Source organism: Thiomicrospira aerophila AL3, assembly GCF_000227665.2.
GTDB classification, from domain to species: domain Bacteria; phylum Pseudomonadota; class Gammaproteobacteria; order Thiomicrospirales; family Thiomicrospiraceae; genus Thiomicrospira; species Thiomicrospira aerophila.
The window spans coordinates 2087967-2111187 of the sequence record NZ_CP007030.1; the positions used below are offsets into that span (position 1 = coordinate 2087967).

Annotated in this window: 20 protein-coding genes; 9 read left to right on the forward strand and 11 right to left on the reverse strand. The window is 43.8% G+C overall.

Features of this window, described 5'->3' with window-relative positions; all coding sequences use genetic code 11:
- The first annotated feature begins 27 nt into the window (after positions 1-27).
- Positions 28-555 (forward strand): thioredoxin family protein, encoded by a 528-nt coding sequence (locus tag THIAE_RS10135; RefSeq protein ID WP_006460083.1) that lies wholly within the window; start codon positions 28-30, stop codon positions 553-555.
- Between the two features lie 17 nt (positions 556-572).
- Positions 573-1967 (forward strand): argininosuccinate lyase, encoded by a 1395-nt coding sequence (gene argH / locus THIAE_RS10140; RefSeq protein WP_006460082.1) that lies wholly within the window; start codon positions 573-575, stop codon positions 1965-1967.
- A gap of 10 nt (positions 1968-1977) precedes the next feature.
- On the opposite strand, the gene THIAE_RS10145 is transcribed toward argH, so the two are convergent.
- The 5 genes from THIAE_RS10145 to THIAE_RS10165 form a co-directional block, all read right to left on the reverse strand.
- A complete protein-coding gene (locus THIAE_RS10145; protein ID WP_006460081.1) occupies positions 1978-2559 on the reverse strand; it encodes a nucleotidyltransferase family protein in 582 nt (193 codons plus the stop codon).
- 68 nt (positions 2560-2627) lie between these two features.
- Positions 2628-4433 (reverse strand): Na/Pi cotransporter family protein, encoded by a 1806-nt coding sequence (locus THIAE_RS10150; protein WP_006460080.1) that lies wholly within the window; start codon positions 4431-4433, stop codon positions 2628-2630.
- A gap of 8 nt (positions 4434-4441) precedes the next feature.
- Entirely contained in the window at positions 4442-6652 is a 2211-nt protein-coding gene (locus tag THIAE_RS10155; protein WP_006460078.1) for an AMP-binding protein, read from the reverse strand.
- Positions 6649-7959 (reverse strand): MFS transporter, encoded by a 1311-nt coding sequence (locus tag THIAE_RS10160; RefSeq protein WP_006460076.1) that lies wholly within the window; start codon positions 7957-7959, stop codon positions 6649-6651. Before THIAE_RS10160 ends, THIAE_RS10155 begins: the two co-directional genes overlap by 4 nt.
- Positions 7937-9289, reverse strand: a complete 1353-nt coding sequence (locus THIAE_RS10165) for an ATP-binding protein (RefSeq protein WP_006460075.1) — start codon at positions 9287-9289, stop codon at positions 7937-7939. Before THIAE_RS10165 ends, THIAE_RS10160 begins: the two co-directional genes overlap by 23 nt.
- A 75-nt stretch (positions 9290-9364) precedes the next feature.
- Here THIAE_RS10165 and greB point away from each other — a divergent pair, with 75 nt between their 5' ends.
- Positions 9365-9853, forward strand: a complete 489-nt coding sequence (gene greB / locus THIAE_RS10170) for a transcription elongation factor GreB (RefSeq protein WP_006460074.1) — start codon at positions 9365-9367, stop codon at positions 9851-9853.
- A 16-nt stretch (positions 9854-9869) separates the two neighbouring features.
- Here greB and THIAE_RS10175 read toward each other — a convergent pair whose 3' ends face one another.
- The 5 genes from THIAE_RS10175 to THIAE_RS10195 are packed head-to-tail and all read right to left on the reverse strand — an operon-like array spanning position 9870 to position 14367.
- Positions 9870-10334, reverse strand: a complete 465-nt coding sequence (locus THIAE_RS10175) for a hypothetical protein (RefSeq protein ID WP_006460073.1) — start codon at positions 10332-10334, stop codon at positions 9870-9872.
- 18 nt (positions 10335-10352) lie between these two features.
- Positions 10353-10817 (reverse strand): FliG C-terminal domain-containing protein, encoded by a 465-nt coding sequence (locus tag THIAE_RS10180; protein WP_006460072.1) that lies wholly within the window; start codon positions 10815-10817, stop codon positions 10353-10355.
- A gap of 8 nt (positions 10818-10825) precedes the next feature.
- On the reverse strand, positions 10826-11545 hold the full coding sequence (locus THIAE_RS10185) for an OmpA/MotB family protein (protein ID WP_006460071.1): 720 nt from the start codon (positions 11543-11545) through the stop codon (positions 10826-10828).
- Complete coding sequence (locus THIAE_RS10190) at positions 11542-12306, reverse strand: motility protein A (RefSeq protein ID WP_006460070.1); 765 nt, start codon at positions 12304-12306, stop codon at positions 11542-11544. The genes THIAE_RS10185 and THIAE_RS10190 overlap by 4 nt, the downstream gene beginning before the upstream one ends.
- Before the next feature lie 21 nt (positions 12307-12327).
- Positions 12328-14367 carry a M3 family metallopeptidase gene (locus THIAE_RS10195; RefSeq protein ID WP_006460069.1) on the reverse strand — a complete coding sequence of 680 codons (2040 nt, stop codon included), beginning with the start codon at positions 14365-14367 and terminating at the stop codon, positions 12328-12330.
- A gap of 169 nt (positions 14368-14536) precedes the next feature.
- On the opposite strand from THIAE_RS10195, the gene THIAE_RS10200 reads away from it, so the two are divergent.
- From THIAE_RS10200 to THIAE_RS10225, 6 genes are all read left to right on the forward strand, one after another.
- A complete protein-coding gene (locus tag THIAE_RS10200; protein ID WP_006460068.1) occupies positions 14537-15502 on the forward strand; it encodes an ABC transporter substrate-binding protein in 966 nt (321 codons plus the stop codon).
- Entirely contained in the window at positions 15499-18216 is a 2718-nt protein-coding gene (locus THIAE_RS10695; RefSeq protein WP_006460067.1) for an EAL domain-containing protein, read from the forward strand. The genes THIAE_RS10200 and THIAE_RS10695 overlap by 4 nt, the downstream gene beginning before the upstream one ends.
- A gap of 3 nt (positions 18217-18219) precedes the next feature.
- Positions 18220-20943, forward strand: a complete 2724-nt coding sequence (locus THIAE_RS10780) for an EAL domain-containing protein (protein WP_006460066.1) — start codon at positions 18220-18222, stop codon at positions 20941-20943.
- 19 nt (positions 20944-20962) lie between these two features.
- On the forward strand, positions 20963-21481 hold the full coding sequence (locus THIAE_RS10215) for an adenine phosphoribosyltransferase (protein ID WP_006460065.1): 519 nt from the start codon (positions 20963-20965) through the stop codon (positions 21479-21481).
- Between the two features lie 97 nt (positions 21482-21578).
- Positions 21579-21950, forward strand: coding sequence for a hypothetical protein (locus THIAE_RS10220; protein ID WP_006460064.1), 372 nt, complete (start codon positions 21579-21581; stop codon positions 21948-21950).
- Positions 21951-21956: 6 nt separating this feature from the next.
- The gene (locus THIAE_RS10225) at positions 21957-22409 is read left to right on the forward strand and encodes a hypothetical protein (protein ID WP_006460063.1); all 453 of its coding nucleotides are present in this window, start codon (positions 21957-21959) and stop codon (positions 22407-22409) included.
- On the opposite strand, the gene THIAE_RS10230 is transcribed toward THIAE_RS10225, so the two are convergent.
- Positions 22406-23194 carry a sulfite exporter TauE/SafE family protein gene (locus THIAE_RS10230; protein ID WP_006460062.1) on the reverse strand — a complete coding sequence of 263 codons (789 nt, stop codon included), beginning with the start codon at positions 23192-23194 and terminating at the stop codon, positions 22406-22408. The two genes, THIAE_RS10225 and THIAE_RS10230, sit on opposite strands and share 4 nt — an antisense overlap.
- Positions 23195-23221 lie beyond the last annotated feature (27 nt).

The window sequence follows — 23221 nt, forward strand, 5'->3', positions numbered from 1 at the left end:
AAAACACAATAATAGGAGGACAAGAACATGTTTAAAAAATGGATCGCTATGCTACTCGCGGTGGGCTTCCTAGCCGGCTGCGATCAAAAGGCGCAAGCAAGCCTATTGCCGGAGATGGACAACTTCCATTTTGTGGCGCAACAAGCGCGTGAAAAAAATATTCCGATCATGATTATGTTCACCGCTTACCATTGCGAATTCTGCAGCCAGGTCGATGCGGCAGTACTGACCCCGATGATGCGCGGTGGCCTTTATGATGGCTACGCGATGTATATGCGGAAGGTCAGCACCGACAATAGTCGTCAAATTGTATTTTCACCAAGCGAAAGCCTGTCAAAGTTTGACTTTGCTCGTATGTACCGTGCTGACATTACCCCGACCGTCATTTTTGTAGACTGGCGTGGATTACCGGTCGCCGAGCCGCTGGTTGGCAGCATGGATGTGCAGCTTTATGCCGCAATGATTCATCAGCGTTTGAATGTGGCTTACGAACGCATTGGCAATCCGATGCGCTTGCCCGTCAATCCTGAACAAATGCGCCGCCCCCTACCTTAATCTATAAATGAGATGTCATGAGTCATAATATCAACCAAGAAAAACTGTCGAGCGGTCGCTTTACTGAAGCGACCGACGCGTTTGTAGAAGAATTCACCGCGTCCATCCAATTTGATCAGCGTATGTACAAGCAAGATATTCAAGGCTCGATCGCCCATGCACGTATGCTTTACAAAGTTGGCGTGCTAACGGCGAAAGAAGAAGATGCCATTATCAAAGGCCTTGAACATATTTGGAGTGAAATCGAAAACGATCAAATGCATTGGTCGATTAAGCAAGAAGATATTCATATGAATATCGAATCGCGCTTAACGCAAATGATTGGTGTGACCGGCAAAAAGCTACATACCGGGCGCTCGCGTAACGATCAGGTCGCTACCGATATTCGATTATATGTGCGTGACCAGATTGATCTAATTCAACAGGATCTGCGTCGTTTACAAGCCGGTTTAGTTGAGTTAGCTGAACGCGAAGCCGATACCATTATGCCCGGCTTTACCCACTTACAAACCGCGCAACCGGTCACCTTTGGTCATCACATGCTGGCCTGGTATGAAATGTTAGTGCGTGACGAGGAGCGCTTGCTCGATTGTCGCAAACGGGTAAACAGTTTGCCTTTAGGCTCAGCCGCCCTGGCTGGCACCACCTACCCAATCGATCGTGAATATACTGCACAGCTACTGGGCTTTGATCGTGTGTGTCAAAACTCGTTAGATGGGGTGTCTGATCGTGACTTTGCTATCGAGTTTGCGAGTTGGGCCGCCATCTTTATAATGCACTTAACCCGCTTTTCTGAAGAACTTATTCTTTGGTCATCAGCGCAATTTCAGTTTATTGACTTACCAGATCGTTTTTGCACCGGTTCATCGATTATGCCGCAAAAGAAAAACCCTGATGTGCCAGAACTGGTGCGGGGCAAATCCGGTCGCGTTTATGGCCATTTGGTCAGCTTGTTAACCCTGATGAAATCTCAGCCCTTAGCCTATAACAAAGACAACCAAGAAGACAAAGAACCTTTATTCGACACTATCGACACGGTTCGGGGCTGTTTACGTGCATTTGGTGACATGATGCCGGCATTAGAAGTTAAACGCGATAATACTTATCGTGCCGCGCGCAATGGCTTTGCTACTGCGACGGATTTGGCCGATTATCTGGTCCGCAAAGGTCTTGCCTTCCGCGATGCGCATGAGGCGGTAGGCCTAGCGGTTGCCCATGGCGTTAAAACCAAGCAAGACTTAGCGGATATGTCTTTGGCGACCTTGCAAGGCTTTTGTGAAGTGATTGAACAAGATGTTTATGAGGTATTAACCTTAGAAGGTTCTGTCAATGCTCGCAATCATTTAGGTGGCACCGCACCGGCACAAGTGCGCTTGCAAGTCGCACAAGCCAAAACGCGCTTAGCAAGCTAAGCTTCCAACCTTAAACCTGCGGAGTGATATCATCAATAAAACTCCGCTTAAATTTTTCGTGACTGGCAATGTTGCTACGCACATCGACTTCATCCCAAATTTGCAACTCCCACGGAAAATAGAAGTTACTTTTGTTTTTAAAGTAAACATGCCATCCCCGGTAACCCGGCTTATCGCGTAAGTACCAGTTTTTTAACCCAAACTCGTCCTGCCAACTATCCATTAAATCCAGTACTTGGCTTATATCTTTTGCCTCTAATAAGATACGAGCGCCAAAAATATCATTCATCCAGTTATTAACAGGATACTGATCCTCACGGCTGGCAAATCGAGCCATTTTGTCATCAATACTTTCACGCGTTTTTACGCGGTAAAAATATTTAATATCAATATCTGCCACCATTAAATAATCGTTGATACTTTCGTGCAACGTAAGCCGATAACGATAAATATGATGCGCAGGAACCTGTTTAATTGTTCTCGACAAGTTAAGCTTGTCGATTTTGCCCGTTTCAAAATAATCTTGCGAAAACTGACGATGCAGACGATTGATCTCGCTGACCAGCTGTTTAACCTGATTAATTTTATCCATCACGTCTCCTTGTCTAAACACAAGCTCGGCTGCAGGTGACGCGCCGTTAACCCCATATAAATTAACGATTAAAACGTGGGGGCCACAGCATCTAAATCCCCTTGGTTTTGCGGTTGATTAGAAGATTTCTGGGCTTCATTAAATAGCTGCATCGCCAATAACAAATGATTAGCGAGTCCGCGCCAATACATCTCGTCGTTCATAATAGAGGTGGCAATATGCGCACTTAACGCTCTTTGACGAATATCTTGATCTAGCCCAGCTTGCACTTGACGACTGGTGTCATCAATTTGCTGTTGCCAATGACTAAAAAACGCCGCCATTTGATCACTAGGTAGCGGCTTATCAGCCTGCATTTGTCGACGCAAAGCACGCAAAAGTTTAGCCAAGGTAATCCGCATCATGTCATATTTTTGGCGCACTGCCGCCTGATCACTAACCCCATAACGCACTAAGTTTTTGTGCATATGCTTAATGGCCTTAACCGCTTGCACCGAATTTAAACTAGCGCGACGTAACTGATAGAGGTTCTCGGTCACTGATTCCGGCAAGGATTGCTGCTGCGCTTGGCCAATAAATTCTACAATCGCATTATGCAGGTTTTTAACTTTTTGCTCATAATCGCCATCCAAATCTAACGGCATAAAGCGACGAGTATTTTGCACCGCCGTCGTTAAGGATTCCTCTGATTCAATGACCGAACGGCGCAAGCCAAGACCTTGTGCTATCAAGCCAAAACTATTATCGAATAAATGCCCCACCTCAAGTGCCACCGCTTGGCGTGCAGTATCGCCACTACTTAAGGCTGAAGGCAGCACATAACGTGGCTGTTCGCGAGCTACCTGTTTTTCACTGACCCAACGCGTTAAACCATCGGCTAGCTTTGGCACAAAAGGCCACAGCAACAGTACCCCGGTTAAGTTAAACAAGGTGTGGAACAATGCTAATTTCAATAAATAATTGTCAGGAGTAATGCCCAGCAGGCCTGCTAAACCATCCACTAGCCAAATAAACACATTGATAAAACCGATCGCAATAACCGCCGTACCGACATTAAAAATAACGTGTGACCAAGCCAAACGTTTACCCCAGGCATTAGCCGCCATCGCCCCAATCACAATGGTAATCGTACTGCCTAAATTGGCGCCTATCGCCAGAGCCAAGGCATTTTCATAGCTCACTTGACCGGTGGCCAGCGCTGAAATAATGATCAATAAACTGGCATGACTGGATTGCATGATGGTGGTGATAATCATCCCAATCAGCGTAAACACCAACACACCTAACAAGCCGGTCATCGCATAGGCACTGAGATCAAAGGTACCTTGCAGGCTTTCAAAGCCTAGCTTCATGTAATGAATGCCTAAAAACAAAAAAGCAATCCCTAATAAAATCGCCCCTAAGCCGCGCAGTTTTTGACCTTTTTGTAATTGCAACAGCACGCCAATTACTAATAAAGGCAGTGCATAGGCGGCAATATCAACTTTGAGTCCAAACCCCGCCATCAGCCAAGCACCGGTAGTGGTGCCTAAGTTCGCGCCCATAATAATACCGATGCCAGCGGCCAAGGTAATCATTTGCGCACTCACAAACGACACAGTAATTAAGGACACCAAACTGCTCGACTGCATCAGCGTGGTACTCGCCAAACCAAACGCCACACTTTGCGATTGACGTGCGGTCGATACCTTTAAAATCCGCTCTAAAATGCCACCGCTTAATGCCTTAAAACCATTTTCTAATAGCGTCATTCCGAATAAAAACAACGCCACGCCCGCTGCGACTTGGGTAAAGTTCTGGCTCCATATCATTAAGCTAAACAAGCTCAATATAAGCGTCATCAGCAGAATTTGTTGAATTGATAGCCTGGTCATTATTCCACTCATTGTTCAGCGACCCATTGATCCAAGATTTGATAGGCAATTTTACCTGAGCCGAGTAGCGGAATCTGCTCGCGCCAATAAATCATTTTTGGCCAAGCCAGCTCATTAATACCTGCTTGTGCGAGCGCCTGTTGCGCCTGCCCCAAACTTAAATGCGCATCGCTGGACACCAGCACCACCGTCTCACCTTTTTTAGCATCACTCACCCTGACGGCGACTACCAGCTTATCCGCGACTAACAAGGGCATAAGCGCTTGCTCTATCGCCACGAGCGATACCATTTCGCCAGCAATTTTGGCAAAGCGTTTTGCACGCCCTAATAACCAAATAAAACCCTGCTGATCAATGCGCGCCAAATCGCCGGTGTCATACCAACCATCCGGTGGAGCAACTAACTCACCCGGTGCCGTTTCAAACCAGTAACCCAACATGACATTCGGTCCTTTAATCCATAAGCGCCCGCCTTCAGCCAACCCTTCTACCGGCTCTAAGCGACTCACCAGGCCTGGTAACAAGCGTCCGACACTGCCGTCTTGTCGGGCTTGCGGCGTATTAACCGCCACCACAGGCGAGGCTTCGGTCACGCCATAGCCTTCTAAAATAGTTTTACCAAACTTTTGCGCATAGACGTCACGCGTTTGTTTGCTTAGCGGCTCGGCGCCGGCCACAAGCACTTCAACCTGATTAAAATCATAGGGATCGGCTTTGCGCGCATAGCCTTTGTAAAAGGTATCGGTGGCAAAAAACACTCTGGCATTCGATTGATAAACCGCTTCAGGGATTTGATGATAGTGTAACGGACTAGGATAGAGGGTCAATTTGGCACCCGCCAACACCGGCCATAGCAGGCCTGCTGTTAGGCCAAAACTATGAAAGGTGGGTAAGGCATTAAATACACCATCACCCGGCAATAGCGCAAACTGACTGCCCACCTGTGCAATATTGGCCAATAGATTTTGATGCGATAACACCACCGCTTTTGGCGCCGCTTCCGACCCCGAGGTAAACAACACCACCGCCGGGTCGGTCGGTGCTTGCTGATAGCCAGGCAACTTGCGGCTTGGCACCGCCAGCGCGCGCAACTTGTCTTTAAGACCAATGGTTTCGCGGATATCTTCCAAATAAATCCATTCGATATGTGAAGCAAGGGCCAGTTCAATCGCTTGCAGGCCTGCTAATTCAATAAACCGACGAGAAGTCAGCACCTGAGTCAATTGCGCTGTTTTACAGGCCGAGATAAGTGCGGCTTCACCAGCGGTAAAATTCAGCATTGCTGGTAACTTTGCCTGACTTTGTAGCGCCCAAAAAGTGACCAATACTCCGGCCGAATTTGGCAACATCACCCCGACTGTTTGCTGTCGCTGATTTTCGGCTAAGTTTGAGTTTAAGCTGGCCGTTAATTTGACACCCAAGACCCGTGCCGCCAAGCGCGCCTTTTTATAGGTCAATTGGGTGCCTAACGCATCCTCCACACCCTGCCAACGTCCTACCGGCCATTGAGTCGTCACCGCATGATCAAACGCCTGCCACAAGCTCATGGGGTGCCAGCGAGCGTTAAAATGACTGGCTTGCAAACGCTGCATCATCACCTGCTGATAGGCTACATGACGCGCGCGTCCCTTAAGCTGTGGTTCAATCTGCAAGGGTTCAGCAGCACTCAAAGTTAGGGTAATGTGTGGTCGGCGTAATCGACGCAGCCAACGCACTCGACCATCTAGGTAAGAGGCCTGACTCCACTGCGCGCCTTCAATATGCACTGCCAGTACTGCCGCACCGGTTTTATCCGCTACCAGGCCTGCACCAGAATAGACCTTCATTAAACCGCCTTGGGTGCTAATTCGCCCCTCCGGAAAGATCATCACCTGCTCACCGGCTTCGAGCGCTTTAATTAAATGTTTTGCCGCCATCGGACTATGTAAATCGGTGACCACATAACGCCCTAAACGCAATAGAGACGTGCGCCACCAGCCCTGAGTATGGCCAGCATCAATCATAAAGGTTGTCGGACCCGGAATAAAACCATCAATCAGCGGGCCATCTAATAAGGACACATGGTTGGCCACAATGAGTAACGGACGGTCTTTAGGCCGTTGTTCATAATGCTCAAGGCCGCGCACCTCAACGCGATACCAGTGTTTAGCCCAAAACGTAATCACCCCACGGATGAGTTTAACCCACCAGGCCTGCTGCTGATCACTGTGATTATTCATATCTGTTCCTCATCATTTGCCCGCTCGACCAGCCAAGCTGTCTGACCAAATCGCCACGCCACCCATAGCGCCATAAGCATAATCATAACGGCAAGCAGGCCTGCTAGTTGTGGCCAAATCAATCCAACACTATAGCCCAACATCAAGGCTAGCGCTGAGGCGACCATCCAAAGCGCATTCATCACATTATTGAGTGCAAAAGCACGTGCTCTAGCTTGAGCCGGCACTTGTTTTTGTAATTGCGTGTAGAGTGGCACACTATATAGCCCCCCTAATAACGCGATGATGGCTAAATCGATACTCACGCGCCAGGATGATAGGTCACTAAAAAAGACCCTGGGGGCTACGAGTGCTTGCGGCTCTGCTTGATAGCTTAACCATGCCGCATCAGCCAAGACCAGTGCCATTAACGCTAACCACCAGGCCTGCTGACGCCAATTAAACCAGCGCAGGCTGGCACGCAACCCAGCGCCGATACCAAAACAAAGCGCAAAGCCGGCTAGCCAGATAATCGCCACCTGCTCATTGCCGCCCAGACTTTGCACCCATTGTGGCAACTGACTTAAAAGGCTTGCGCCAATAAACCAAAACAAGGAAATAGCGATGACCAACCGTCCACGACCATCGCCCCAACCCTGCCACACCTGATGCATACTCGACCAGTAACCCAGCCCAACGTTCGGCGACAACAACCTAGATGAATCGGTTTGTGTCCGTGGTTGCACTAGAAAACTGGCGCCCGCACCGGCAAGTGCTACCAGCACCACGCCCAAAGCCAACACGATTAAACTTGCCTCACTGACCGCACCCAAACCGCCCAGCAGAGTGCCTAATAAAATCGCAATAAACGTTGAGCCGCTAAACCACGCATTGGCACGCATCCACTGGCTTGGCGCCACCCGTTCCGGAATAATGGCATATTTAATCGGTCCAAAAAACGCCGACTGCACCCCAAGTGCCGTCACCGTCACTAACAGCCAAAGCAGTTGTTGGCTTATCAGCGCCCAGGCCGCAAGCAAAGCTAAACCAATTTCCGCCAACTTGATCAGCCGAATTAAGTGCACCTTGTCATAATGATCGGCCAGCCGTCCTGCCCAGGGTGAAATCAACATAAAGGGTAATATGAACAGACCGGCGGCGACACTTAACCAAAAACCAGCATCGGCCTCACTGACAAGTCGATAACTTATCAGAATGGCCACAGCATTTTTAACTAGATTATCATTGAATGCGCCCAAAAACTGCACACTAAATAATGCAAAGAACCCTTCATTAAATAAAGGCTTAGCTAAGATATTCTTGCGCACTGACCAAACTCGTCTGTAATGCTTCAAATGAAAGAGGTTTGGCCAAAAATGCGTTCATACCCGCATCTAACGCACCGACTCTATCCGACTCAAAAGCATTAGCTGTCAACGCAATAATATAGGGTTGTTTTATATTATCACCCAGTGATCGAATGTATTGACTTGCCCTTAGGCCATCCATAGTGGGCATTTGCACATCCATCAACACGATATCAAAATTTTGATCTCTAATTAAATCAACCGCCTCTAAACCATCCTGTGCTACAGCAGGCATGATGTGCAATTTGGCTAGCATGGCTTTAACTAACATTTGATTAACAGGGTTATCTTCCACAACCAATACTTTTAAACTATCCAACTGCGGCGTAGCGATAGTGGGTTGATGATCTCGTTGTCTGAGTTCTTTAGCTACTTGCACTGAAATATTGAATGCAAACTCGCTGCCTGCTCCCACTTCCGAGTACACGCTAATATCGCCACCCATAGCTTTAACTAAACGATCACAGATGGCTAAACCCAGCCCCGTTCCACCGAATCGTCGTGTAATCGAACTATCAGCTTGGCTAAAGGCTTTAAACAAACGCTTCATGGCGAGCTGGCTGATGCCAATACCGGTATCTTTCACCTTTACAAATAAACGGTTAGTGGACGGATCAAAGCTTACTTTTAAAGTAATCTGGCCTTCATGGGTAAATTTAATAGCGTTACTTAACAAGTTATATAAAATCTGTTGAAAGCGGGTCGGATCGCCGATCAAGCGGTTTGGCAAACCTTTTTCAATCTGCATCGAAAACACTAAGCCTTTATCAGTAATTTGGGGTTCAAACAAGGTTTTAAGGTTATTAAAGAGTGCAATGGGTTCATACTCAATAGACTCAAGTGACAACTTACCGGCTTCAATTTTAGAAAAATCCAAAATATCATTAATCACCGCCAAGAGCGTTTGGCTGCAGTTTTTTAAGGTATTAAGGTATTCTTTTTGCTGTGCATTAAGCTCTGTAGTAAGCAATAAATCTGTTAAACCAAGCACGCCGTGCATTGGCGTACGAATTTCATGGCTCATGGTCGCTAAAAAATCGCTTTTAGCCGTTGCAGCCTGTTCCGATTTTTCTAAGGCTTTTTCAAGTTCACTGGTACGCTGCTCGACCTGTCGTTCCAAATCGACTGTCAATTTTTTTAAATTTTCATTTGCTAAATACAATTCGATAGTTCGATCTTCAAGTAATCGCTCGGCTTCTAAGCGTGCGTGCTTTTCTTCTCGGACTCTTGCAAGCCATACTTGCTCTAAGACTTGCTGGATTTCTTGACGAATTTGTTGCTGCTTGTCCAAGTTAATGGCTCCATAACATGACGATATTCAATTAAACTATACTATTAACTTAATCTAATCAAGCAACCTCAAATCATGGCAACACTCTTAATCACACGTCAAGGCTGGGAAAAACTTCAAGCTGAACACCTACATTTATGGCGAAGAGAACGCCCTGAAACCACTAAAATTGTGGCTTGGGCAGCTAGCTTAGGGGACCGCTCTGAAAATGCAGATTATCAATACAATAAAAAACGCTTACGTGAAATAGATCGTCGTGTCCGCTATTTACAGGGCCAATTTGAAAAGTTAAAAATTGTTGATTACCATCCTGCCCAAGAGGGCAAGGTTTACTTTGGCGCCTGGGTAAGTTTAATCAATGATGAGGACCAGACATTAACATTTCGAATTGTTGGCCCTGATGAAATTTTTCATCAACCAGACTATGTTTCAATTGATGCGCCGATTGCACGAGCCTGTTTAGCCAAAACTGTAGGTGATCTAATAAAGGTCAATTTGCCAGGTGAAGCCAGTGCAGCCTGGGAAATTACGCGTATTGAGTATCGTCAAAACACCGAACAATGACGCTTATTAAGCTCACTCAATCTTCACTTAATAAACGTTTACGATCCAAAATTGCCTTTTTTAATAACGGGACAATTTTATGTTCCATTTGATTAAGCGCTTTTTTAACCGTTATTTTTTCATTAAAGCCTAATTCTTCTTCCAACTCATGTCGTTTAACAAGGGGCAGATTTTTTAAGATTTTTTGTTTTACCTGGCCGGTTGAATCAATACGACATAAGATAATTTTTTGCATGGTCGAGAGTGATGCCAACATCATCTGAATCGTCGCATCTTCCATCTCAACAATTTTTAACGCAATTTTTCGATACGCTGCTAAACTCCGCTCTAACGCGGCCTCATCTTCAGGCGTCAGTTGCTTAATGCGATAGTCCATCAAAGAGACTAACTCATTAGCCGCATCGTTAGGCAGCGTAATAATTACATGACCTAGCTCAATTAAGAGCACATTATCATCTTTGCGTTTAACCTTAATTTCCAAGGCTAGCTATCCTTATAGTTATAGGTAAGCAGATTTTTCATAGAAAAATTCAATTTCACCCTCATCTTCCAACTCATAAATTCGTTTTATAAATCGAAAAATTGCTTCTTTTTGTGCATTTTCATCTGGTAGCCGAATATTCGCCATATCTTCACGCATTTGGGCTTCAGCGGCATGGCCTAACTTATCCAAAGCGCGATTTTTTAGTTTACTATCCTCTACCAGACACAACCAAATTCTAAGATCTTGACGATCAACGTGATCAAGTAACTTAGACCAATCATTTGGAGCAAGTGAATCAAGCTTGCGGGTCATTCCTAAATAACTTCGCAACAGGGCGTGAGACTTATTAGCAGATGTTTGCGCGCCGTATTTCAAACTGATCCTGAGTAAGTGGGTAGTAAACCTGTCTAAACGTACAATTGCATTACCCATTTGGATAAGCCATTCATTGTCATTAACTTTTTGCATGCCAACTTTCATAAACTACCCTACTGTTCTGTAATAATGACCTGCACGCGACGATCAAGATGATAGTTAGCAAAATCGCCCTCCGCAGACAAGGGCATAGAATCAGCGCGCCCTTCTACCCGCAATGAACGGGGCTGAATAAAGCCTTGGTCTAATAAAAATTCACCCACGGATGCGGCACGTGATGCAGATAAGTCCCAGTTAGTTCGATACTGCAACCCTCTATTTAACGGTACACGATCAGTATGACCTTGCACAAGCAGATCCAATTCTTGATAGTCTCTTAAGAATGACAAATTCATTAGCTGCCGCCTAAACTCCGGCATTAATAACGCTGTGCCCGATGGAAACAAAGCTTCGCCTTGGAAAGTTAAGGTGACTGTTAAGGCATCAGGATCCACTTCAATTTGAACATTTTGCTCTCTCTCAAACTGCTGCTCGACGCGCTCGACTATTTCTTGAAACCGCTCATTTTCTTTCTGATCATTTTCTACAATCGAGTCAGGATTGAGTTCAATGAGCGTAGTGCCATCAAACTCTAAGATACTACTGCGTTGATCGCCGAATACGCTCTGAAGCGAAGTGGCCACCTGCTGAAATTTAAAAGGATCGATCGAGCTCATCGCATATAGCAATGCAAAAAATGCCATAAGCAAACTCATCAGGTCTGCAAACGTAACCATCCAAGTTGGCGCGCCTTTTTTACAGGGCTTGCTAGGAGGGCATTTATTCTCACTCACTCGGCCACCTCAGGCAGCTTATAGAAATCATGGGTTAGGTAGGGTTTCACTGTCTCACGCATAATCATTGGTGATTGCGAATTTTTGATCGCTAATAAACACAAGGCAATTAATTCCTGCTCGTGCACCGTGACCGATTGCCAAGCGGCTATTTTTTCAGCCATTGGAATAAATGCCGCATTAGCTAAAATCGCGCCATAGAGCGTGGTCAAAAGCGCGATGGCTAGAGCTGGGCCAATCATTTCAGGGTCATCAAGACTACCCATCATCAAAATCAATCCAATGACGGTACCAATCATCCCAAAAGCCGGCGCAGCATCTGCTAGAGCATCCATCACCGACTTACCACGCTGCGCTTGATTAATCAGGTTTTGAATTTCATCACTCAAATAACGCTCGACTGAACGGGCATCAGGTGCGGCCAACATAAATGCCAAACCCTTATCGAAAAAATCATTGCCGGTGGTTTGACCTTCAATAGAAATAAGACCTTCACGACGGGTTTTCTTTAATAATTCTTCAGTAGTGTCAACAAGCTGAGATAGGTTTGTTTCATCCTTTCTGCCTTTGGACGCTAACATCGCCGTTTTAAAGCCTTTTATTAAATCCTTTGGCGGAAATTTAGCGATAGTAGCGCCAATCGTACCCCCAATTACAATCAAAAAAGACTGTGGATCAATAAAAGCGCCTACGCCACCGCCTAATATCATGGCTAGCACTATAAAGATAAAAGAAAGGGTAATCCCCCCGAACATCAACATTGTTGCAATCTCGCTTTAAAATTAAGCTGCCTTAATACCAGAGTGACGTAATAAAGCATCAATTTGTGGTAAACGGCCCCGAAAAGCCTGGAACAAATGCATTGGGTCAAGAGAACCGCCCGCCGCTAGAATCGTATTTTTAAACCTTTGACCGGTATCAGCGTTTAATACGCCCGTTTCTTCAAATAAGCTAAACGCATCTGCGGATAATACTTCCGCCCATTTATAACTAAAATAACCTGCCGCATAACCACCGGCAAAAATATGGCTAAAACTGTGCGCAAACCGATGATAACTTGGCGGAAAAACTACCGCCACTTCATTGCGTACGCGTTGCATCAAAACGAGAATATCTCCGGGTGATTCTGAACACTGCTCCATATGAAGCATAAAATCAAAAAGGGAAAATTCGATTTGACGCAATAACATCATGGCCGACTGGAAATGACGCGATTCTTTAAGTGCATTCAACAAATGATCTGGCAAGACTTCACCCGTATCAATATGCTTAGACATTAAATCTAAACTCTCACGCTCCCAACAAAAATTTTCCATAAATTGTGACGGTAACTCCACTGCATCCCAAGGCACACCACTGATACCGGATACACTCAGTTGCTCCATCTCAGTCAGCATATGATGAAGACCATGACCAAACTCATGAAATAGCGTGGTCACTTCATTATGCGTTAAGCAGGCCTGTTTGCCAGCCACGGGCGGAGTGAAATTACACACTAGATAGGCTACCGGCAAGATTAATTCACCCGAGCTTTTGCGCCACCGGCTGTGTACTACGTCCATCCACGCGCCACCACGCTTATTCTCTCTGGCGTATAAATCTAAGTAAAACCCGGCAATCTGATGACCCGCTGCATTTTTTATAACATAAAATCTAACATCCGAATGCCAAGTATCTATATTAGCTAGCTGTTCAATGTGAATATCGAACAGACGCGATACAATGCCAAACATACCGCTTAAGGTATGATCTACCGGGAAATAAGGCTTTAATATTTCTTGAGACAGCGCAAAACGTTGTTCTTTTAGCTTTTCACTCACATAGCTGATATCCCAAGGTTCGAGATGGGTAATGTCCAAGTTTTTCTGACCAAAAGCTTCAAGCTCAGCTAATTCTTGCAAAGCTTGTGGTTTTGCCCGTTGTGCCAGGTCACGCAAAAAACTGAGCACTTGATCTGGTGATTGAACCATTTTGGTGGCTAGCGAGTAATCAGCATAACTTTCAAAACCAAGTAACTGAGCTTTTTGATAACGTAAAATTCGAATCTCATTAATTAAGCTGGCATTATCAAATTCAGGGAAGTCACTTTGATCGGAAGCGCGAGTTGCATAGGCCTTATAGACCGCTTGGCGAAGTTCAGCATCATCGGCATAGGTCATAATTGCATGATAGCTTGGGAAATCCAGTGTGATCCGCCAGCCTGTTAAATCTTTTTGTTGGGCATATTGCGCTAATAAATCTAGCGCTGAATCAGGTAAACCAGCCAGTTTGGACACATCCGTTATGTGCATCGACCAAGCTTGAGTTGCTTTTAAAACATGACTACCAAACTGACTTGAACACTGCGATAAACGCTGTGATATATCTTTGAAATGGGTTTGATTGTTGGAGGACAAATCAATCCCTGACAAGCGAAAATCACGCAGTGCATTATCCACTACTTTTTTTTGCGCTAAATTTAGTGTTTGATAGTCCGCACTTGCTGCAAACGCCGCAAAACGTTTAAACAATGCGCTATTTTGTCCTAGCTCAGTATAAAAATTTGTAACTTGAGCTAAACAATCTTCATAAACTTGATGCCATTCCTCGGAGTAACAGACCGCATCAAGGTGCCCAATCGGACCCCATACTTGTTCAAAATCGTGATAAATCGCTTCAAGAGGTGCAACGAGATTATCCCAAGTCGGCTTATCAGTTATTGAAGTAATGTTAGCCAACTTAAGTTGGCTTTGAGCTATCAAACTTTGAACATGATCAAGTACGTTTTCTAATTTGATTTTAGAAAATGCGGGTAACTGTTCAACAATTGCGCGTGCTTTCATCACCACTCCTAGATTAATAAATGTGATTATAGCGCAAGCTAATTATTTCTATACCATTTGAATAGGAATAAATGTATCACAAAAGCAAAAAAATTATGAAACCCTAATGCTTTAAAGCTATCATTAGGTCATTATTATTTTTTGTTCATTTGAGAGCCATATTGTAAGCATGACACCACTCTCTCGCCGCGACCTTTTTAAAGCCTTAGTCCCTGCCGCCATACCCATGGCTTTAGTTGGCTGCGACCAAAAGCGCTCGCTCTCAGTAGGTGGCACAACGTGGCTAGGCTATGCAATGATCGATCTCGCCAACAAGCTCAACATCATAGATAGAAACAAAATTGACCTAGTCAAAACATCCTCAGCTTCCGAGACAATGTCGCGGTTTCAAAATAAGCAACTAGATGTGGCCATGTTAACCTTTGATGAGGCCATCAGGTTGTGTGCCAATGGCACTGAACTTGAAATTATTTTGATATTTAATATTTCCATGGGTGCAGATATCGTTTTAAGCCGGCCCACGATTAATGAACTCGCACAGATTAAAGGAAAACGCATTGGCTTAGAATTTAATTCTGTTGGCAAGATCATATTGGCAGAACTGCTCAGACGCACTAACTTAAGTTCTGCTGATGTTGAACTGGTCAATGTTGAACACCACCTACAGCCAGATGCTTGGATTAATCAACAACTTGATTTACTCATTACCTATGAACCTCAAGCTAGTAAATTACTCATTCAATCTCCTGGCATTAAGCTATTTAGCAGTCTTGCTATACCAGATCGAATTTTTGATGTAATGGTGATTCAAAAGGATCTCTCTAGACAACAAATTAGACTAGTTCGACAGTTGGTAAAAGACTATTTTCAAGCCACATTTCAATTTAAAAGTAATCCTATCAATGCCAGCTATCACCTAGCTGAAATATTAGAATTACATCCAGAAGAGATTCTCAAACTTTATCGACTGATCCAAATCCCTGATCAATTGGCTAATCACCGGTTTTTATCTGGGCAAGACCCTAGATTAATCCAAAACCTCGATTTTCTATCGTCGCTTAATGCACAACTAAACCTAGAAAACTGTGATCAAATGCATTTATTTAATGACCGATACATAGGACTAGAAATATGATGCGTAAGCTTATAGTCCTCATCTTGACCAGTTTAGTCTGGGTATCCTCAGTCAGTGCTGCTGCAAAAGAACAAACGGTCATTGGCCTGCTTGCCTTTCAGCCAGCAGATCAAGTCAAGGAAAACTGGCAATCTATTATTGATAAATTAAACCATGAATTAACTAGCAGCCAATTTAGCCTACAGGTTTACAACTACGAACAATTAAATTTAGCGGTTGCTAAAAGAGAAGTCGACTTTGTTTTAACCAACTCTGGCCACTATATTGAAATTAACCATCAATATGGTTTGAGCAGTCCCTTAGTCACCATGATTGCAGCCCATAACCATACCCCCGTTCGCGGCTTTGGCGGAGTGATAGTCACTAAATCTGATCGGACAGACATACAGCAGCTTGCTGAACTTCAAAACCTTCGTATTGCAACCTCAAGCAGACAGTCACTTGGCGGCTATATGATGCAAGTATTTGAAATGAAACGGGCCGGAATAGCTAGCCCAAGAGCTACAAATATTATTGAAACAGATATGCCCCACGAAAATGCATTGTTTGCCCTAATGGACAATCAAGCGGATGTAGCTTTTGTGCGCACCGGAGTTTTAGAAAATTTTGTAAAACGGCATGGGTTTAAACAAGACGTCTTCAAAATACTTAACGAGCAGACTATCGAGCATTTTCCGTTTGCGCTTTCAACCCCACTCTATCCCGAATGGCCACTGGCCGCCATGACGCATGTCAATGAACAACAAGCAGGTGAATTAACCAGTCTTTTGCTATCAATTCCCTTTAACCATGAAAGTCTTGCTCGGGCAGGCATTTATGGGTTTACCATTCCTGCTGATTATGAACCCGTCAGAAACCTAATGCGCAGTTTACGCGTTGCTCCTTATGACACCAGCGCGCCAGTTTATTGGCATGATATTTGGCAAGCCCATCAAACCACGATTTCTATTCTCGCCGTTGCTAGCTTGGTGATCTTATTGCTCGCAACGCTGATTACGATGACTAACATGCGATTGAAAACTGTGGTCAACCATCTCACTGAGCGCGAACAAGCACTGGAAGTGGCAGCAGTTGCATTTAAGACTCAAGAGGCGATCCTTATTACCGATAGTAATGAAAAAATCATTAGCGTGAACCCAGCCTTTACACGTATCACTGGCTATAAAGCTGAAGAAGTGCTTGGATTAACACCCCGAGTTTTAAGCTCTGGTCGGCATAGCGCTGAGTTTTACGAGAAAATGTGGCTGGCTATTAAAGATGACGGTGGTTGGCAAGGTGAAATTTGGAATAAGCGTAAAAATGGAGAGGTATTTCCAGAACTGCAAACCATTACCGCGATCAAAAATAACAATAGTGAAGTGACCCATTACCTCTCTACCTTTAGTGATATTACTAATCGTAAAAAAGATGAAGAGCAAATTCATAGCCTAGCTTTTTTTGACCCTCTGACGGGCCTAGCAAATCGTCGACTGCTTGAAGACCATATTAAACAAGCCATGGCAAGTAGCCGCCGTAATAAAAGCCACATGGCACTTATGTTTATTGATCTAGACAACTTTAAAACAATTAATGACACCTTAGGGCACAAGTATGGCGATGAAATTCTTAAGCAAGTCGCTAGCCGTTTAGTGAACTGTGTACGGGATGGCGATACTGTTGCTCGTCCAGGTGGGGATGAGTTCATTATTCTATTAGAAGGCTTGGCAACAGAACTGGATCTTGCTTCACAGCAAGCCAAAACGGTAGCTGAAAAATTAGTCGATTTATCTCATCAGCCATACATGCTTATAGATAAGTCCTATGTCATGACTGCGAGTATCGGCATTAGCTTGTTTAATGGTAACGAGCAAAACTATGATGAATTATTAAAACGATCGGACTTAGCCATGTACAAGGCTAAAGAAGAAGGCCGCAATCGTTTTATGTTTTTTGATCATAGCATTCAGGAATCGATTAATAAGCGTCTGCAAATTGAAACGGATCTAAGATTAGCGATTGTCCGCGATGAGTTTGAGCTACACTATCAACCCAAATATAACACTGACTACAAACTAGTCGGTTATGAAGGCTTAATTCGTTGGCCTCACCCTGCCAAAGGACTCATTTCGCCCGCTGAGTTTATTCCCGTTTGTGAAGAAACCAATTTAATTTTGCCGATTGGTTACTGGGTTATCGATGTAGCCTGTCAACGTCTATTAATGTGGCAACAAGACTCAACTAAACAACATCTCACTATTGCAATCAACATTAGCAATATTCAATTTAAACAAAAAGATTTTGTAGAGCAATTCAAAATTCGTACGCGAGGCTATGAAAGTATTATTCATAAACTTGAATTTGAGCTCACGGAAAGCCTGCTAATGAAGGATATTCAAGACAGTATCGAAAAAATGCAACAACTTAATAAATTAGGCATAAGGTTTGCGCTCGATGACTTTGGTACAGGCTATTCGTCACTGAGCTATCTGAAAAACCTGCCACTTAGCGCGTTAAAAATTGATCAATCCTTTGTTCGTGATATGCTAATTGATTCAAACGATGCAGCGATTGTCAAAACCGTCATTGCGCTAGCAAAAACCTTAAATCTTCAGGTCATTGCTGAAGGTGTGGAAAATAACAAGCAAGCCACCATGCTGAAACATTTAGGATGTGACCTATTTCAAGGTTATTATTTTGGCCGGCCTTCACTGATAGATGATACGAAAGATGAATAATCAATGATCAAATGTCTGAAAAAACATACTGCTCTAGCTACTTGCTTGTTACTAAGCCTAGTAATAAGCACTCAAACGCAAGGTGCTAACAATCAAGCGACGCCACAGTTAGTGCTAGGGGTGCAAACTTTTCAAGACAAAAGTAAAACACTCAATGAATGGACCCCTATTGTTGCACACCTTAACCAACAGCTTCACTCCGTACAACTCGACCTCCAAGTTTATTTTTTAGATGAATTAAACACTGCCGTTAGGGATAAAAAAGTCGACCTAATCTTCTCTAATCCTCAAGCTTACATTAATCTTGCGGTTACCCAAGGTCTTTCAAGCCCGCTTGCCAGTCTGATGACTCTCGTTGATCACCAACCTATTCGTGTTTTTGGCGGTGTCATCGCCACTCGATCCGATTATGATCACATCAACGATTACAAAGACATCCGTAGAAGAATCATTGCTGCACCAAGCATAGATGGTTTCGGCGGCTACTTGATGCAAAAACGAGAGCTTCAAAATCATGGTATTCAAATCTACCCTTTTCAAGTTCTGACTACTGGCTCACAAGACTTGGCGATTTCAGCCCTGCTAGATGGCCAAGCTGAGATCGCATTTGTTCGAACAGGGGTTTTAGAATCCTTAACAAAAGATGGCCGAATTCAAAAGGGTCAAATTAAAGTCCTCGGCCAAAAGGACGCGCCTAATTTTCCACTTGCCCTCTCTACGCAACTTTATCCGGAGTGGCCACTCAGTGCATTGGATCATGTTGATATGTTTCATGCGTCAGAAATAACAGGCGCATTCTTAGGCATTCCTTATGGGCATCCTGTCTTAGAGGCCGCTAATCTTTATGGCTTTAGTATTCCAACCGATTACGAGCAAATTAGACAACTTATGATGGAGCTTAATGTTCCGCCCTATGAAAAAACCAACACCATATTACTGAACTCTTTTATCAATCAGCATCGCATGGCGGTGCATGTTGGTCTGGTCGCTATGGTGTTATTTATTATCATGCTCGGCGTGATTTTATTCTTTAACTACCGCCTCAAACGCAGCAATGAACAACTGATTGAACGCGATGAAGATTTGCGCATTGCTGCGGTAGCGTTTGAAACCCAAAAAGCCGTTGTCATAACCGACAAATTTGAACAAATTATTCGCGTAAACTATGCCTTCTCTGAAATAACGGGATTCAGTAATGACGAAGTCATGGGGCAAACCCCTGGAATCCTTCGCTCAAGAAAACATAATCAAAATTTCTACGCCAAAATTTGGCCCAAAATTTTAGCCGATGGCAGTTGGCAAGGTGAAATTTGTAATCGACGCAAAAATGGTGAACTCTATCCAACCTTTCAAGTTATCAATGCTATCAAAAATGATCAAAATGAAATTACTCATTTTTTGTTTGCTTTTAACGACATTTCTGAGCAGAAACGCAACGAGCGTAATATTTACGAAATGGCGTTTTATGATCCATTAACCGGCCTCGCAAACCGCCGTTTACTAGAAAACCACATTACTAAAGCCTTGGCCGCTGCCGAGCGTCATCATCATTATTGTGCATTGATGTTTATTGACCTAGACCACTTCAAAAATTTAAATGATTCACTCGGTCACAATTTTGGCGATGAACTGCTTAAACGTGTTGCTGCAAGATTAGAACGCTGTGTACGCAAAGAAGATATTGTCGCCAGGCCTGGTGGTGATGAATTTATTATCTTGATGGAAAATCTCAGTACCGATGAAAGTGAAGCGGCCAATCAAGCCTTAGCGATTGCTAATAAAATTATTGAACAATGTAATCGCGCCTACACGCTGTCAGGTAACCGCTACACTATCACGGCCAGCTTAGGTATTCACTTGTTTAGTTCTGGAGATCACACATCAATTGAGCTCATGAAACGTTCGGATCTCGCTATGTATCAAGCCAAGGAGCAAGGTCGCAATTCTGTTCGCTTCTTTGATCCAGATATGGAGAAAAAGGTTGAAAACCGCAGTCAACTTGAACACGATCTTCGCCAAGCTATTGATAATAGAGAATTTTTACTCTTTTACCAAAAAAAGGTTAATGCTCAAGAAGAACTACAAGGCTATGAAGCCCTTATTCGCTGGCCCCACCCTGAAAAAAACATGATCTCGCCTGCAGACTTTATCCCTGTTGCAGAAGAAACCGGATTAATTATACCTATCGGAGATTGGGTGCTAGAACAGGCTTGTCAAACTTTACAACAATTTCAACAAAATAAAGACACCCAGCATTTAAACCTATCAGTTAATGTCAGCGTAAAACAATTTAGACAGGCTGATTTTGTGCCCAAAATTATTGCTAAAATTAATCATTACAATATAGATTCTTCCAAACTTGAGTTGGAAATAACCGAAAGTATGTTGATGGATAATCTTGAAGATACCGTAACCAAAATGAAGGAACTGAAAACCATTGGCCTAGCCTTCTCACTAGATGATTTTGGCACGGGCTATTCTTCATTAAGCTATCTCAAGAACTTGCCCCTAAGTACCTTAAAAGTTGATAAATCTTTTGTTAGGGATATGCTGATCGACAAAGAAGATGCCGCGATTGTTGAAACCATCATCGCTCTAGCAAAAACACTTAAATTACAAGTGATTGCAGAAGGCGTGGAACAAATAGAACAGGTTGACACGCTAAAAAAACTAGGCTGTGACTTATTTCAAGGATTTTTGTATAGTAAACCCCAACCCTTAGAATAGACTTAATACAGGTATTTTTATGTCCTTGCATCCATTAGCACAATTCATTGACAATGTTCCCGACTTTCCCAAACCAGGTATATTATTTCGCGATATCTCGCCATTACTTCGCGATCACTTTAATGCCACCATTGATGCGATCAGTGATTTATACACAGTAGAAGAGTGGCAACAAATTGATAAACTAGCGGGTATTGAATCTAGAGGCTTTATTTTTGCCGCAGCACTCGCCTACAAACATCAAAAAGGCTTTGTCAAAGTTCGCAAACCCGGTAAGTTACCACATGTACATGCCTCAATAGATTATGGTTTAGAGTATGGTAAAGATTCATTACATATGCAAAAGGGGGATGGTTCACGTATTTTAATCCTAGATGATTTAATTGCGACCGGTGGTTCACTTAACGCCACCTGCCAACTCTGTGAACAAGTGGGTTACCAAATAGCTGGAATGGCCTGTGTAATTAACCTGACTTCACTTAACAGCTTTGCATACAAAGGCCATCAGGTACGCTCAGTTATTAATTATAACGATTAAATCTTTTTTCTTTCGCAACTCAGTAGATGACATCACTTGATTCAGTTAGATCAAATGTGCAATACTAGAGATGTAAAAATTTTTAGGAGTTACGCAAATGAGTACGAGTATCAATCCTGCTATGCAGTCAATGGCACCCATTCAAATGGGGCGAATGAACTCTGAGCCAAATGCATCTAACACTGCAAACTTAAGTCGTTCTGATGATACCGTTGAAATGACAGCCCCTACAACGCAGGTAAACTTAAATACAACCCCTGCATCTGCTCCGGTTGACTATTTAAATTTGCAGCCGACACAGCAAGTCAGTGAGCCAGTTAACGTTGAAAATGCTACCACTGAGCAAAACAACATGACATCAGGCTTAACCTATGCTTCTGCATTACAGGCAGAATCAAACTTCTTTGGCATGCAAACCGGCGCAGCTGATCTTTCATCATCTACTCCAAATGGTGCTGATGCATCTTAATTTTAGATGCATAAAGATAGTCTAAACTATCGATTTGGTCGTGGCAGTGACGAGAGTCATCGTCGCGACCAAGCTGTTTTCAGCGAATTACTCACTCATCACCAGGCGCTTTATCGTCGCACTAAAATACTTTCCAATGGGATAGAAGCCTTAACAGGCAGCGAGAACCCTAAATTGGTGAAGTTACTTCATGATCACGTTGTGGGTATGGAAAAACGCTTTGCCGCAGGTAGAGCCATTCGCTCCTGGGACCCATTGTTTGCAGCTTTATTTGAGTACAAGGATCAACTCAACTTTGCATATACACTCTGCGACCATGGTGTATTAGCTACCATCACCACAGATCACCCAAAACTCATTGAACTGATTCATTGCCATGATCAAGCCTTACATCAGTTTGTCGATTATGGCTATGAAAAATCGGGCAATCCAAGCCCTAAACCTTCTTGGTTAGATTAAAAAAACAACATTTTAATTCCTAGTAACAGCAACATAATCGCAAACGCCTGCTTTAAAAACTTAATTGGCATACGATGGGTTAATTTAGCCCCAAAGTATGCCATTACTGTACTCGCCGACACTATGGCTAACAAGGCCGGCCAATATACAAATCCCAAGGTATAATCTGGTAAGTCTGCCACACGCCAACCCGCTATCATGTACGCCAAGGTGCCCATCAAAGCAATCGGCCAAGCCAAGGCTGACGAAGTCGCAATCGCTTGACGCATAGTCATATTGTGAAACACAAAATAGGGTGTGAGCATCGAGCCGCCACCCACACCTAACAATGACGATAACCAACCAATCCCTACGCCAGCCGAATTCAAACCTAGCTTACCCGGTAAGTTACGCTGAGGAGGAGGTTGTTTCCCCATTAATAGTTGTAAAGCGACCAATACTTCTAACAAGCCAAACATGATCGCCAACACCGCAGTCGCAAAGAACTGACCGCTCCAGCCGCCTAAAAATCCGCCTAGACTGACACCTAGCAGCATAATCGCAATCAGCCGCCAATTTACCGCACCGTGACGGTGATGACTTAACACCGAGCCAATTGAAGTGACTAAAATAGTGGCTAGTGACGTAGCAATAGCGATATGTACGATATAGGGCGTATCCAAGTAAATTAGAAATACCGAGCTTAAGATCGGAACCAACACCAATCCACCGCCAATCCCCAGCAGGCCTGCTAACAATCCGGCTAAGGCACCTGCGGCCAAATAAATGGCTAATTCTATAATCAAGATGACGTCCTTTTAAACAAAAAGACC